The following is a 13,013-nucleotide window of genomic DNA, read 5'->3' as shown; positions in this document are numbered from 1 at the left end:
CCGGCGCCCCGCTGCGCCCCGTACCACGCAAGACCCGGAACCTGTGGCGCCAAGACAAACCCGGGCCACAAGGGAAGAAATAACCGCGCTTTTCTGGAAAGAACTCAGGGGCTGAGACCCGGCCGCCGGCGGCGTCATGCCTCGGGCAGCGCATCCCGGCGGATCATCGTGCGCAAGGCAAAGCTTGAGCGCATCGAACGAATGTTCGGGGTCTGCATCAACCCCTCCTCAAGGAACCGGTCGAACGCGGCGAGATCCGCGGCCACGACCCGGATGAACACATCCCGCGTGCCGGTCATCAGGTGGCATTCCATCACCTCGTCGAACCGCCTGAGAGCGCTTTCGAACTCGGAAATCGCCGCACGTGTATGACTCTCCAGTTCCACGAAAATGAAGATGTTGAGAGGCAGGCCCATCCTGTCCTGGTCCACCCGGGCGGAATAGCCGGTGATGATGCCGTCACGTTCCAGCCGGGCGATGCGCCGTGCGAGCGGGGTTGGTGAAAGCCCGACCTGTTCGGACAGGCGGCTGAGTTTCTGCCGCCCGTCGCGCTGCAGGGCGGCAATGATGCGCCGGTCGACCTTGTCCATTTTCCCCAACTTTTATGAAAATATTGGTGATTACCACCAAAATTGGCCACTTTTCTAGGACTGTTTGACGGCTTTCCGCAACCGCGGGCCCGTATCCTGCAGCAAAGAGGAGGAGAAGAACATGCTGACACGGCTTTCGTCGGGCACCCATGAAGAGGTCTACCGCGTGGAACATGGCGAAACGGGGTTGCGCGGCTTCATCGCCCTGCACTCCACCGCGCGCGGGCCGGCCGCGGGCGGGTTGCGGATGCGGAGCTACGAGAGTGACGAGGCCGCGCTCGAGGACGTTCTGAAGCTGTCACGCGGCATGAGCTGCAAGAACGCCGCGGCCGACCTGCCGCTCGGCGGTGGCAAGGCCGTCATCATGGGCGACCCGGCGACAGACAAGACGCCGGAGATGCTGCGTGCAATGGGCCGCGCCGTCGAAGCGCTCCGGGGCCGCTACTGGACGGCCGAGGACATGGGAATGAGCCCCGCCGACATGGCCGAGATCGCGCGCTGCACGCGGTTCGTCGCGGGGCGCGACGATGGCCGCCACGCCAGCGGTGATCCCTCCCCGGTGACAGCGCGCGGCGTGTTCGACGCAATGCGCGTCGGCGCCCGTCAGGCATTTGGCAACCCACAGCTCGGCGGGCGGCGCGTGGCGGTGCAGGGGTTGGGTCATGTCGGATGGCATCTTTGCCGGCTGCTCCACGATGCCGGGGCGGAACTGATCGTCGCCGATACCGACAGGGCGAGAACCGCACAGACCGCCCGCGAGTTCGGGGCCACCATCGAAGCACCGGAAAAAGTGCACGCCGCTGACGCCTGCATATTCGCCCCCTGTGCCGTAGGTGGCGTGCTGAATGCGCAAAACATTCCCGAAATCCGGGCCAAACTCGTCGCGGGGGCGGCCAACAACCAGTTGGCAACCGATGCCGATGCCGACGCCCTGCACGCCCGCGGCATTCTCTACCTGCCCGATTACGTCGCCAATGGCGGCGGGATCATCAACGTTGCCGCCGAGATCCTGCGGATCGACGACAGGGACTCCTGGGTCGAGGAAAAGCTGGCAGGGCTGGTCGGCACGATGGACACGATCCTCGCCCGGGCCGCGATGGACGGTATCAGCCCAGTCCACCTCGCCGCGCGCGTGGTGGAAGAGCGCATCCTGCCCAAGGCCGGCTGACACGAGTACAGCGCCACCGTCTTGCCCACAAGCGCGCAGCGCCCTATCCTGCGGTCATCTTGGGGGAGGATTTTCATGCACCCCGCAATTCGCGCCTTGGCGGCCGCCGCTGCCATCCTCATGACCGCGCCGGCTGAGGCGGGAGAGATGCCGCGCCTCGGCCCCGCACCGGTGATCGGCGGCGGGGAGTACTCCACCGGGGGCGGTATCACGGTGGCGCTGGAGATGCGAAACATGACCGGCCGGACGGGGCTGTGCGGCGTATGGGCCGACAGCGCACAACTCAGCGTTTACGTCCGACGCGCGGCACCACGGGTTCTGGCAAAGGGATCGGTCGCGCTGGATGGCCGGGTGATCACCCACGACCTCGGCTTTCTCAAGCGTACCGCTTCGGCCGACAGCTATGCCGGCGCACTTGCCGGCTGCACCCGGCTGAAGCGCCCCTGGCAGCCCGGTGACGGGTCGGGGCGGCTGGAGATCAGGATCCCGCGACAGCAGGTTCATATCGGCCAGAACGGGGGCAAGAAGGGCGGGCCGCGCATCACCTTTCGCGACACGGGGCACCCCAACCCCGCCATGACGGCAGGATCTCTTCTGCCGGCGGAGTGGGCCACGCCCGGCGCCACGTCCCGCGTCGACCGGTCACGCGAACGCGGCCATGTTGACGATTGAAACTGCGCGCGCGATCGGCAAGACTGCCCCCAACACAAACAGCCACGTCACGGGAAACCGGGAGCAACCCGGACCGGACCGGCAGAGGCACGAAACGGGCATGACGATGAAACGGGCAACTCTGATCGCGCTGGTGATCGTTCTCGGCGGTTGTGGCGGGAGCCCCCGGCCACCGTCAGACGGCGCCGTGTCGCGCACGGCACCGGTTGCGTACGGGCCGATCACGAGGGCCTGCCTTTCCTCGGGCCGCGAGGGCCGGTCCCCGCGCCTGTGCGGATGCATTCAGGCCGCCGCCAACCAGACCTTGAGCCGCGCGCAGCAGCGCCGCTCGGTCGCCTTCTACAAGGATCCCCACCTTGCCCAGCAGATACGCCAGTCGGACCGCCGGACCGACAGGCGCTTCTGGGAGGCTTACGCGCGCTACGGTGAACGCGCGGAGGAGCTGTGCGGCTGATGCCCGCGCCGCGCGCACCACGCGTGTCTCAGGCCTTCAGCCGGTAGCCGCGCGCGAACATCCACCAGGCCGCGGCCGACACGGCGGCCGTCGCGCAGATTGCCACGGCCAACCCCAGCCAGACGGAGCTGTCGGAGACGCCTATCACGCCAAAGCGCACCCCGTCGATGAGATAGAAAACCGGGTTCACATGCGTGACCTCGCGCAGCCCCGGCGGCAGCGCCTCGACCGAGTAGAAGGTGCCCGATAGAAACGCCAGCGGCGTGATGACGAAATTGGTGATTGCCGCCATCTGGTCGAACTTGTTGGAAAAGATCCCGGCCACCATGCCGAGCGCCCCCAGAAAGGCGGAGCCCAGCACGACGAAGACGAGCGCCCAGACCGGGTGGACCGGCACGATCCCGAGAAACAGCAGCAACCCCAGGCCGATCGACAGCGCGACGAGGAAACCACGCGCCACGGACCCCGCCAGGTAGCCCAACACAAGCTCTGCCGGGCTGAGCGGGGGCATGAGCGTGTCAACGATATTGCCCTGCACCTTGCCGATCACGATCGAGGAGGACGTGTTGGCAAACGCATTCTGGATCACGCTCATCATGAGAATGCCCGGGGCGATGAACGTGGTAAACTCGACCCCCATGACCTCGCCGCGGCGCGGCCCGATCGCGATCGAGAAGATCACCATGAAAAGCCCGGCAGTCGCCAGCGGCGCCAGCACCGTCTGTGTCCAGACGGCCATGAAACGCTGCACTTCCCGCGCGCACAGCGTGTAAAGCCCGAGCCAGTTGACGCGCCCGAAGCGCCGCGTTCCCATTTCCGTTCCGGTCTGCATCCGAATGCCTTTCCATCTGCTCTTGCGACGCCTTGTAACTCAGTCATCAGTGATTAGAATAGGGCTTTCCGAGCGAACCGGGCGGCCGCGCGCATCAAGGCCGCCCCCGACACAGGAAGGTGGCTCATGTCCTGGAGCGACGAGCGCGTTGAAAAACTGAAGAAGATGTGGGCCGAAGGGCAGTCGGCCAGCCAGATCGCCAAGGAGCTCGGCGGCGTGACGCGCAATGCCGTGATTGGCAAGGTGCACCGGCTTGGCCTGTCCAACCGCAACGGCGCGGGCAACGGTGCCGCCCCCGAGAGCCAGGCCGCGGAGAAACCCGCCGCCGCGAAGCCGCGCCCCAAGTCGAAGCCCGCGCCACAGCCGACCGCGCCCAAGGCCGAGGTCAAGGAAGAGCAGCCGCCGGCAGAGCCCGAAGCCGAAGAAGAAGCCGCCCCGACAACGGGACGGGCCAAGCCGGTCATTCCCGCCGGCCAGCCGCTTCCGCCCCAGCCCTCCGCCAACGAGATCGATCCCGAGGCCCTCGCCAAGGTGAGCGAGGTCGAGAAGAAGGCCAAGAAGCTGGGCCTGATGGAGCTTACCGAACGCACCTGCAAATGGCCCGTGGGCGACCCGTCGACGGAGGATTTCTGGTTTTGCGGGCTGCCGGTCCAGGCGGGCAAGCCCTATTGCGAGGCGCATGTGGGCGTCGCGTTCCAGCCCATGAGTTCGCGGCGCGACCGAAAGCGGTAGCCGCCTATTCGCCGTCGCGCAGGTATGCCGGCCGCAGCACCATGATCGTGGGCCGTGCCGGCAGCGTGCGCAGGGAGACTGTGATCGCGTTCTCCTCCGTCACCACGATGTCGAAGTCCGGCTCCATCCCCTCGAGGAAGGCCTGCAGAGTCACGTCGCCGAACCAGTGCATCGGGAGTACGATCGACGCCTTGAGCCGCCTCAGGACCTGCATCATCGTCTGCAGGTCGAGCGTAAGCCCTCCATCCACCGGCGCCATGACAACGTCCATGCGCCCCAGGGCGGCATACTGGGCATCGCTCGGCTCGTGGTGGAGGTGGCCCAGATGCCCGACGCAAAGCCCTGCCACCTCGAACACGAAGATCGAGTTGCCCTCCGGCTCCACCCCCGCCCCCGACCGGATGTCGGTGGAGACGTTGCGCACCACCATGTCCCCAAGCTCGACGTAGTGGTCGATCCCCTCGCCGAAATTTTCGCCCCAGCCCCGCAGAACGTGCTTGATCGCGGGGTCCGGGTTGGCGGTCCAGTGGGTGGAATGGGCGTGGTTCATGGTCACGACATCGGGGATGAAATCGGCGTTGCCGACGAAGCCGGTGAAATCGGTCACCGCTGACACCCCGCCCGCGGTCTGGATCAGGAAACTCGCATGGCTGACGTAACGAATGCGCACCGACTGGTCGGGCACGGGGTCGCGAAACGACGCCTTGTGCAGATATTCGATACCCGGCGCCGTGTCGGCCACGGCGATGCAGTGGCTCGGACGGCGCTCTTGTGCGACGGCCGATGCGGCCATCGTGATCAGAACCAAGGCCAGACGGAACATGGCGCACCTCCCTGTCAATAAGACAGGTTATAGGGCAGAATGACGCCGCGTCAGCCCCCGATGTTTGCCACCACCCAAGGGGCCGGGCGCACTGGCAGGGGGCCGCGCGTCTACCCTGCCTCGGTCCGGCCGCGGCGATCCGCCCTCAAGGCGGCGTAAAGAACATGGGTCCGCCAGCGCCCATTGATCTGCAGATAGCTCTGCGCCACGCCCTCGTACTTGAACCCGCACTTTTCCAGCACCCCGCGCGAGGCGGTATTTTCGGGCAGGCAAGCGGCCTCGATCCGGCTGAGATCCAGCCGCTCGAACGCATGGTGAACCAGCGCGGTGATGGCTTCGCGCATGTAGCCTTGCCGCGCATGGGGCGCACCGATCCAGTAACCAAGCGTGCCGGATTGGGCCGGGCCGCGGCGAATGTTGTCCAGCGTGATCGCCCCGAGCAGCACATCGTCCTCGCGACGGACGAGAAAGAGCGGCACCGCCGTTCCATGTGCCAGCGAGCGCTGCGCCCAGTAGACACGGTTGGCAAAGCCCTTCCGCGACAGGTGATCGCGGGCCCAACGGGGCTCCCACGGAACGAGGAAGTCCGCGCTTTGCTCGCGCAGCCCCGACCACGCGCGAAAGTCGGACAACTGCGGCTGGCGCAGGCTGAGACGTTCGGTTTCGATCCGCGTTTTCCGGCGCGGGACGAACATTATGCCGCGCGCCGTTCGGCCAGCGCGTCAAGGCTGGGCGCCCGCTCGACCGGGCCGTAAAGCGCCATCGCGGCGGGCGCGCGCGTGACGGTTTCCTCGGCGATGGCACGCAATTGCTCCAGCGTGACGGCGTTGATACGCTCCACCACTTCCTCCAGCGGCGGAACGCGTCCCCAGATCTGGAGCATCCGCGCCAGGCGCTCGGCCCGGTTCGACGGGCTTTCAAGGCCCATCAGCAACCCCGCCTTCATCTGGGCGCGCGCGCGCTCCAGTTCTGCGGCGGTGAAATCACCGGCCGCGCGCTTCATCTCGTCCACGGTGATGCGCGCAAGATCCTCCATCTGGGCGCCGGCCGTGCCCGCGTAGATCGTCATCATGCCGGTATCGGCATAGGCCCCGGCCTGCGCAAAGATGGTATAGCAAAGTCCGCGCCGCTCGCGGACTTCCTGGAAGAGCCGGGAGGACATCGAACCGCCGAGCGCCGAAGCATAGATCTGCGCGGCATAGAGGCGGGGATCGGTATAATTCGGGCTTTCAAAGGCCAGAGCGAAATGCGCTTGCTCAAGGTCCTTGACGCGCCGGCTCTCGCCGCCCGCGAACCGCGCCGACGGGGCGGGCGCCGGCGCCTCGCCGGTCAAATCACCGAATAACGCCGCGGCATCGCGCACCAGCGCGTCATGATCGACTGCTCCGGCGGCAGAGAGGATCATCTGGCCGGGGCGGTAATGCTGGTCGACGAACCCCGTGAGGTCGTCGCGGGTATAGGCGCGGATGCGCGCCTCCTCGCCCAGAATGGTGCGGCCGAGCGGATGGTCGGGATAGGCCTTTTCCTGCAGCCAGTCGAATATGATGTCATCGGGCGTGTCCAACGCCTGCCCGATCTCCTGCAGGATCACGCCCCGCTCGACCTCGATCTCGCGGGGGTCGAAAACGGGCTGGCGCAGGATGTCGGCCACCACGTCCAGCGCAAGCGGCACGTCATTCTCCAGCACCCGGGCGTAGAATGCCGTCACCTCGCGGGAGGTATAGGCGTTGATGTAGCCGCCGACATCCTCGATCGCCTCCGCGATGTCGAGTGCGCTGCGGCGTCGCGTGCCCTTGAACGCCATGTGTTCCAGAAAGTGCGCAAGCCCGTTCTGGTGGACCGCCTCGTTCCGTGCGCCGGCCAGCACCCACACGCCGATCGCCGCCGATTGCATTCCCGGCATCCGCTCGGTGACGACGCGGAAGCCATTTGACAGGGTCGTTAGGTTGACGGTCAATTCGCGGTGCGGTCCCTGATCAGATCCTCGATGGCGTGCAGGTCGTTGGCGACCCGTGTCACGCGCTCCGCCCGCTCATACAGCCCTGCCATGTGCGAGGGCAAGGGGGGGCGTGTGCCGCTGGCCTCTTCCACGGCATCGGGAAACTTGGCGGGATGCGCGGTAGCCAACGTGATCATCGGCGTGCCGGCGTTGCGGTGGTCCTCGGCCACCTTGACGCCCACGGCGGTATGCGGGCAGACGAGTTCGCCCGTCCCCTCCGACAGCCGGGCGATCGTGGCGCGGGTTTCGTCCTCGGATGCGCGGCCGCTGGCATAGGTCTCCCTCAGCGCCTCAAGGGCGCCTTGGCTGACATGGAAGCCACCCGCCTTGAGCTCGTCCATGAGCTGCGCGACGGCCTGGCCGTCCTGACCATAGGCATAGTAGAGCGCACGCTCGAAATTCGAGCTAACCTGGATGTCCATGGAGGGGCTGATGGTGGGCGCCACGCCGTCTGGGCGGTAGTCCCCGGAGGTCAGGCAGCGGTGCAGGATGTCGTTGCGGTTGGTGGCCACGATCAGGTTCCTGACAGGCAGGCCCATACGTTTCGCGATGTAGCCGGCGAGGATATCCCCGAAATTGCCCGTCGGAACGGTGAAATCGACATGTCTGTGTGGGGCACCCACAGACACGGCAGAGGTGAAATAATAAACCACCTGCGCCAGCACCCGTGCCCAATTGATCGAATTGACACCGGCCAGCCCCACCGCATCGCGAAAGGCGAAGTCGTTGAACATGTCCTTCACCCGCGCCTGGCAATCATCGAAATGCCCGTCAACGGCCAGCGCATGAACATTCGATTCCACAGGGGTTGTCATCTGGCGGCGTTGGACCTCGGAAACCCGGCCATGGGGATAGAGGATGAACACATCGACCGACTCGAGGCCACGGAACGCCTCGATCGCGGCGCTGCCGGTGTCGCCGCTGGTGGCGCCGACGATACAGACGCGGCGGCCCGACCGCTTGAGCGACGCCTCGAAGAGCTGCCCGATGAGCTGCATCGCGAAATCCTTGAAGGCCAGCGTCGGCCCGTGGAAAAGCTCCAGCAGGAAATGGCCGGATGCCAACTGTACGAGCGGGGCGCGGGCGTCATGGGCAAAGGCGGCGTAGGCACGCGCGATGATCCCGCGGAACTCCTCTTCGCTGAAGGCGTCTCCGACAAAGGGGCGCATGACACGGAACGCCACCTCCTCGTAGTCCAGCCCCTCCAGCGCGGCGATCTCGGCCGTGGTCATCTGCGGTATGCGCTCGGGCAGGTAAAGTCCGCCGTCACGGGCAAGCCCGGTCAGCATCGCGTCCTCGAAGCCGAGCACCGGCGCGTTGCCCCGTGTGGAGATATACTTCATGTCTTTCCGCCCCTGTCCTGTTTGCGGATGCGCCATATCAGGTAGCCGGTCATTCCCGCCCAGATGACGGCCAGGGAAAACCAGGTGATCGCGTATTCGAGGTGATCGTTGGGAATCCCGCGCGTGTCCACCGGCAGGGGCGTCACGCCCGTGTCAGGTTGCGACAAATCACGCGCCACGATCAACAGCGGCTCGGTCTCCAGCGCGCGCGACATCGGGTCGAGGTCTCTTGCAAACCACGTGTTGCCCGCGACGTCGTTTGCCGGGGTGGAGTCGTTGCGATCATCCGGCCAGTGCAGGTTGCCGGTCACGGTCACCGCCCCCTCCGGCGGCGGAGGCATGTCGGCGGCGACGGGAATGAAACCCCGGTCGACCAGAACCCGCCGTTTTCCGGTCTGGAAAGGCGAAACGAGGCGATAACCCGCCCCTATCCGCTTGCGGCTCACCAGTACGCGAAGCGTCCCCTCGCCGAAGCTGCCCGACATCCTGACCGGAAGATAGCGGTCGGCCCGCGGATCGGGTTCCTGCGGCAGCGCGACCGGATCGGCCGCGATGCGCGTCTCGATCCGCGCCAGCACGCCCTCCTTCCATGCCAGCCGCTGGACCTGCCAGATGCCGAGCCCGACGAGGATCGCAACCCCGACGAAGCCGAAAATCAATGGGACTGCCACGCGTCTGAGCATTCGCACGCCTCGAAAATAGAATGCGGAAGGCATCCCTTCCGCATTCTTGCCGTTTCACCCGCCCCCGGCTGGCCCGGGGCGTTCGCGGAGAGGGCGGTTACCCGCCCCAGATGTACACCGTGGCGAAGAGGAACAGCCAGACGACATCGACGAAGTGCCAATACCATGCCGCAGCTTCGAAACCGACATGGTTTTCCGGCGTGAAGTGCCCCTTGAGCACCCGCAGCAGGCAGACGAAGAGGAAGATCGTCCCGATGATCACGTGCGCCCCGTGAAAGCCCGTGGCCATGAAGAAGTTGGCGCCGTAGATGTTGCCGGAAAAGCCGAAGCCTGCGTGACTGTATTCGTACGCCTGAAAGAAGGTGAAGATCGCGCCGAGCCCGATGGCGATGATCAGGCCCCACTTGATGTCGTTGCGGTTGTTCTCGTGCACGAGCGCATGGTGCGCCCAGGTGGCCGCCGCCCCCGAGCACAGGAGGATAAGCGTATTGATCAGCGGCAGGTGCCATGGATCGAACGTCTCGATGCCCGCGGGCGGCCACTGGCCGTCGGCATAGCCCGGGGCGTCGCCGCCCAACGGGTACATGGCATGTTTGAAGAAACTCCAGAACCATGCCGCGAAGAACATGACCTCGGACATGATGAACAGGATGAAGCCGTAGCGCAGACCGATCCGCACCACTGGCGTGTGATCGCCAATGTGGTTTTCCTTGATAGTGTCCGCCCACCAGCCGAACATCACGTACGCCACGCCCACGAAACCGATCAACAGCAGCCATGGGCCGCTGCCGTGCATGAACAGCACAGCCCCGAAGAGCATCACGAAGGCCGCGACGGCCCCGAGAAACGGCCAGATCGACGGGTTCAGGATATGATAGTCGTGGTTCTTTTCATGTGCCATGTCTGCCGTGTCCCTCGCCAAAGGCTAGTTCAGTTTGTTGTTGTATCGGTTTGACCGTCCTGCGCAAGCGATGCATGCTCCTCCGGCAGGTCGATTTCATAGAAGGTGTAGCTGAGCGTGATCGTGTGCGTGTACTTCGCATCCCGGTCCGTCGTGATCTCCGGATCGACGTAGAAGGTCACGGGCATCTCGACCCGTTCGCCCGGCTGCAGCACCTGTTGGGTAAAGCAGAAGCAGTCGATCTTGCTGAAGAAGCTGCCCGCCTCGAACGGCGTGACGTTGTAGGATGCCTGGCCAGCCACGGGGCGGTCGGTCGGGTTGTACGCCTCGTAGAAGGCCAGCCCTGTCTCGCCGATCTTGAGCTCCATTTCCCGTTGCAGCGGCTTGAACTCCCAAGGGAAGTCCCTCTCCTTGGACGCGTCGAAACGCACCTTGATGGTTTCGTCCAGCACCTCGTCGGAACCGGCGGTGGCGGCCGAGGTTGTACCACCATACCCGGTGACACGGCAGAACCAGTCATAAAGCGGCACCGAGGCCCAGGCGAGCCCGCCCATCAAGAGCACCACCCCTACGAGACGGGTCACGGTCTTGGTCTGGGGGTTCATGGCCATCAGTTCTCCTCCTGCGCGGTTGGCATGGTGAACTCGTCGGTCGAGACCTTGACGACGGTCAGCCCGAAGATCAGCGCCACGAACCCCGCAAGGATCACGCCAAGACCGAGATTGCGGGAAAACCGGCGCTTGTGAAGATCATGCTGCCTGGACAGTGCCATCACCACCCTCCGAGGCCATACGGCTGAAGCGTCGCCTCGACCGCGATGGCGCTGAAATGCGCGAAAAGATAATAAAGCGACAGCTTGAAGGTCGATTTCTCGACGCGGTAGCCGTCAGCCTCTGCCCGCGGCTCGTCACGGCGCCACACGGCCCACGCGCGGGCGAGAAACAGCAGGTTGAACACGACGGCGACCGAAAGGTATACAGGCCCGCCAACCGCGGTGAAGCCGGTCCCGATCGCCAGCGCCGCCAGCGCCACGGTGTAACCCAGGATGTGGCGGCGCGTCGCCCTGCGCCCGTGCGTTACCGTCAGCATCGGAACACCGGCATCATCGTAGTCGGACTTCATGAAAAGCGCGAGCGCCCAGAAATGCGGGGGAGTCCACATGAAGATGAGCGCGACCATGAGCACGGCTTCCACGCTGATGGTGCCCGTGGCCGCCGCCCATCCGATCATCGGTGGAAAGGCCCCCGCGGCCCCGCCGATGACGATGTTCTGCGGCGTCCACCGCTTGAGCCACATGGAGTAGATCACGACGTAAAAGAAGATGGTGAAGGCAAGGATCGCTGCCGCCAGGGCGTTGGTCGCAAGCCACAGCATCACAACCGAGATCCCCGCCAGCGTCATGCCGAAGCCGAACGCCTCGGCCCCGGTGATGCGGCCGGCCGGTATGGGCCGATTGCGCGTGCGGCGCATCAGGCGGTCGATGTCGGCGTCCCACCACATGTTGAGAGCCCCGGAGGCACCGCCGCCCACCGCGATGAACAGGATCGCCGCGAAACCGATCACCGGGTGCACCGATCCGGGTGCGGCGTAGAGTCCAACGAAGGCGGTGAACACCACCAGCGTCATCACGCGCGGCTTGAGCAGGGCAAAGTAATCGCCAAGGCCCGCTTCGCCGGGCTGGGTGGTTGTATGAAGGCTTGCGTCGCTCATCTCTTCTCCGGGTGGCGAGAGCTGCCCGCACTGCGGCCCGGGGCCGGCGTGGGCAGCAACTCAGCGGCACATCGCGTCACTCGGCAGAGGCCACCTCGACCGAGCGCGGCGTGCCGGCATATTCCTCGATCGCGCCATCAAGCCAGTTCTCGTACTCTTCCTGGCTGACCACCTTCACGGTGATGGGCATGTAGGCATGGTCCTTGCCGCACAGCTCCGAGCACTGGCCGAAATAGGTTCCTTCCTTCTCGGGGGTAAACCACAGCTCTGCCAGACGGCCGGGAACGGCGTCCTGCTTCACGCCAAAGGCCGGGATTGTCCATGAATGTATCACGTCCGCCCCGGTCACCTGCATCACGACGGTCTTGCCCTTGGGCACCACGACGGCGGTGTCGGTGGCCAGAAGATACTCGTCCTCATTGTAGCCGTACTCAGCCAGATCCTCCTTCGGCAGCATGAAGCTCTCGAAGCCGAAATCATGATCGGTATACTCGTAGCCCCAGAACCACTGGTACCCCGTGACCTTGATGTTGATGTCGGCCTCGGGAATTTCCTGCTGCTTGAAGAGCACCGGCAGCGAGAAAGCCCCGATGAACACCAGTATGACGATGGGAACCACCGTCCATGCGACCTCGAGCGGAGAGTTGTGCGTGAAATTCGCCGGTTCGGGGTTGCTGCGGCGGTTGTAGCGCACGATGCAGATCACCAGCAGGGCGCAGACCAGCAGCACGATGGCGGTGATGATAACGTTGATCATGCCATCCAGCCACTGCAGGTCGCGGGCCAACTCCGTCGCGGCAGGCTGGAAGCCCATCCCGCCATCGACGGGCTTGCCCGTTGTCGTCTCGCCATCTTGCGCAAGCGCCGGAGCGGCGGTCAGTGCGGCCATGGCGGCCGTGAGGCTGGAAAGTAGTCGCATTTTACACCCTGATCGGTTGAAGCGTTCGTCCTATGTCCGTAGGTCATGGCGGATCGCGCCGACCCGCCTTTGATTGCTGACGGTAGAAACCATATTCTGCCATGGCAGACAAGAAAGAGCATGCGGCAAACGGACGCTTTTTTTGATTCAGATCAAATTGCTGGGCGGCCAAGGGAAAGGACCGACA

16 protein-coding genes are annotated in these 13,013 nt (G+C 65.0%); 4 read left to right on the top strand and 12 right to left on the bottom strand.

Features of this window, described 5'->3' with window-relative positions; all coding sequences use genetic code 11:
• Positions 1–134 precede the first annotated feature (134 nt).
• Entirely contained in the window at positions 135–590 is a 456-nt protein-coding gene (locus ACH13J_RS06150; RefSeq protein ID WP_397542435.1) for an Lrp/AsnC ligand binding domain-containing protein, read from the bottom strand.
• A gap of 121 nt (positions 591–711) precedes the next feature.
• Between ACH13J_RS06150 and ACH13J_RS06145 the strand changes: the two genes are divergently transcribed.
• The 3 genes from ACH13J_RS06145 to ACH13J_RS06135 all read left to right on the top strand — a co-directional run bounded on the left by ACH13J_RS06145 (position 712) and on the right by ACH13J_RS06135 (position 2,884).
• Positions 712–1,758 (top strand): Glu/Leu/Phe/Val dehydrogenase dimerization domain-containing protein, encoded by a 1,047-nt coding sequence (locus ACH13J_RS06145; RefSeq protein WP_397542434.1) that lies wholly within the window; start codon positions 712–714, stop codon positions 1,756–1,758.
• Positions 1,759–1,833: 75 nt separating this feature from the next.
• Positions 1,834–2,430, top strand: a complete 597-nt coding sequence (locus tag ACH13J_RS06140) for a hypothetical protein (RefSeq protein WP_397542433.1) — start codon at positions 1,834–1,836, stop codon at positions 2,428–2,430.
• Between the two features lie 106 nt (positions 2,431–2,536).
• The gene (locus ACH13J_RS06135; RefSeq protein WP_397542432.1) at positions 2,537–2,884 is read left to right on the top strand and encodes a hypothetical protein; all 348 of its coding nucleotides are present in this window, start codon (positions 2,537–2,539) and stop codon (positions 2,882–2,884) included.
• A 28-nt stretch (positions 2,885–2,912) separates the two neighbouring features.
• On the opposite strand, the gene ACH13J_RS06130 is transcribed toward ACH13J_RS06135, so the two are convergent.
• Entirely contained in the window at positions 2,913–3,716 is an 804-nt protein-coding gene (locus ACH13J_RS06130; protein ID WP_397542431.1) for an ABC transporter permease, read from the bottom strand.
• A 126-nt stretch (positions 3,717–3,842) separates the two neighbouring features.
• Here ACH13J_RS06130 and ACH13J_RS06125 point away from each other — a divergent pair, with 126 nt between their 5' ends.
• Positions 3,843–4,448, top strand: a complete 606-nt coding sequence (locus ACH13J_RS06125; protein ID WP_397542430.1) for a GcrA family cell cycle regulator — start codon at positions 3,843–3,845, stop codon at positions 4,446–4,448.
• Positions 4,449–4,452: 4 nt separating this feature from the next.
• On the opposite strand, the gene ACH13J_RS06120 is transcribed toward ACH13J_RS06125, so the two are convergent.
• The 10 genes from ACH13J_RS06120 to coxB all read right to left on the bottom strand — a co-directional run bounded on the left by ACH13J_RS06120 (position 4,453) and on the right by coxB (position 12,826).
• Positions 4,453–5,271, bottom strand: coding sequence for an MBL fold metallo-hydrolase (locus tag ACH13J_RS06120; protein ID WP_397542429.1), 819 nt, complete (start codon positions 5,269–5,271; stop codon positions 4,453–4,455).
• A 110-nt stretch (positions 5,272–5,381) separates the two neighbouring features.
• Complete coding sequence (locus ACH13J_RS06115) at positions 5,382–5,966, bottom strand: GNAT family N-acetyltransferase (RefSeq protein ID WP_397542428.1); 585 nt, start codon at positions 5,964–5,966, stop codon at positions 5,382–5,384.
• Positions 5,966–7,228, bottom strand: coding sequence for an insulinase family protein (locus ACH13J_RS06110; protein ID WP_397542427.1), 1,263 nt, complete (start codon positions 7,226–7,228; stop codon positions 5,966–5,968). Before ACH13J_RS06110 ends, ACH13J_RS06115 begins: the two co-directional genes overlap by 1 nt.
• The gene (thrC, locus tag ACH13J_RS06105; RefSeq protein WP_397542426.1) at positions 7,225–8,613 is read right to left on the bottom strand and encodes a threonine synthase; all 1,389 of its coding nucleotides are present in this window, start codon (positions 8,611–8,613) and stop codon (positions 7,225–7,227) included. The genes ACH13J_RS06110 and thrC overlap by 4 nt, the downstream gene beginning before the upstream one ends.
• Entirely contained in the window at positions 8,610–9,296 is a 687-nt protein-coding gene (locus ACH13J_RS06100; protein WP_397542425.1) for an SURF1 family cytochrome oxidase biogenesis protein, read from the bottom strand. The genes thrC and ACH13J_RS06100 overlap by 4 nt, the downstream gene beginning before the upstream one ends.
• Before the next feature lie 97 nt (positions 9,297–9,393).
• Positions 9,394–10,197, bottom strand: coding sequence for a cytochrome c oxidase subunit 3 (locus tag ACH13J_RS06095; RefSeq protein WP_397542424.1), 804 nt, complete (start codon positions 10,195–10,197; stop codon positions 9,394–9,396).
• A gap of 29 nt (positions 10,198–10,226) precedes the next feature.
• A complete protein-coding gene (locus ACH13J_RS06090) occupies positions 10,227–10,808 on the bottom strand; it encodes a cytochrome c oxidase assembly protein (RefSeq protein WP_397542423.1) in 582 nt (193 codons plus the stop codon).
• Positions 10,808–10,969, bottom strand: coding sequence for a hypothetical protein (locus ACH13J_RS06085; RefSeq protein WP_397542422.1), 162 nt, complete (start codon positions 10,967–10,969; stop codon positions 10,808–10,810). The genes ACH13J_RS06090 and ACH13J_RS06085 overlap by 1 nt, the downstream gene beginning before the upstream one ends.
• Entirely contained in the window at positions 10,969–11,907 is a 939-nt protein-coding gene (gene cyoE, locus ACH13J_RS06080) for a heme o synthase (RefSeq protein ID WP_397542421.1), read from the bottom strand. The genes ACH13J_RS06085 and cyoE overlap by 1 nt, the downstream gene beginning before the upstream one ends.
• A 76-nt stretch (positions 11,908–11,983) precedes the next feature.
• On the bottom strand, positions 11,984–12,826 hold the full coding sequence (gene coxB / locus ACH13J_RS06075; RefSeq protein ID WP_397542420.1) for a cytochrome c oxidase subunit II: 843 nt from the start codon (positions 12,824–12,826) through the stop codon (positions 11,984–11,986).
• Positions 12,827–13,013 lie beyond the last annotated feature (187 nt).

The sequence above is a fragment of the Roseovarius salis genome (genome assembly GCF_044472985.1).
In the GTDB taxonomy this organism is placed as follows: Bacteria; Pseudomonadota; Alphaproteobacteria; order Rhodobacterales; family Rhodobacteraceae; genus Roseovarius; species Roseovarius salis.
The sequence above is the reverse complement of the archived record's forward strand: the minus strand, read 5'-3'. Positions and strand labels throughout refer to the sequence as shown.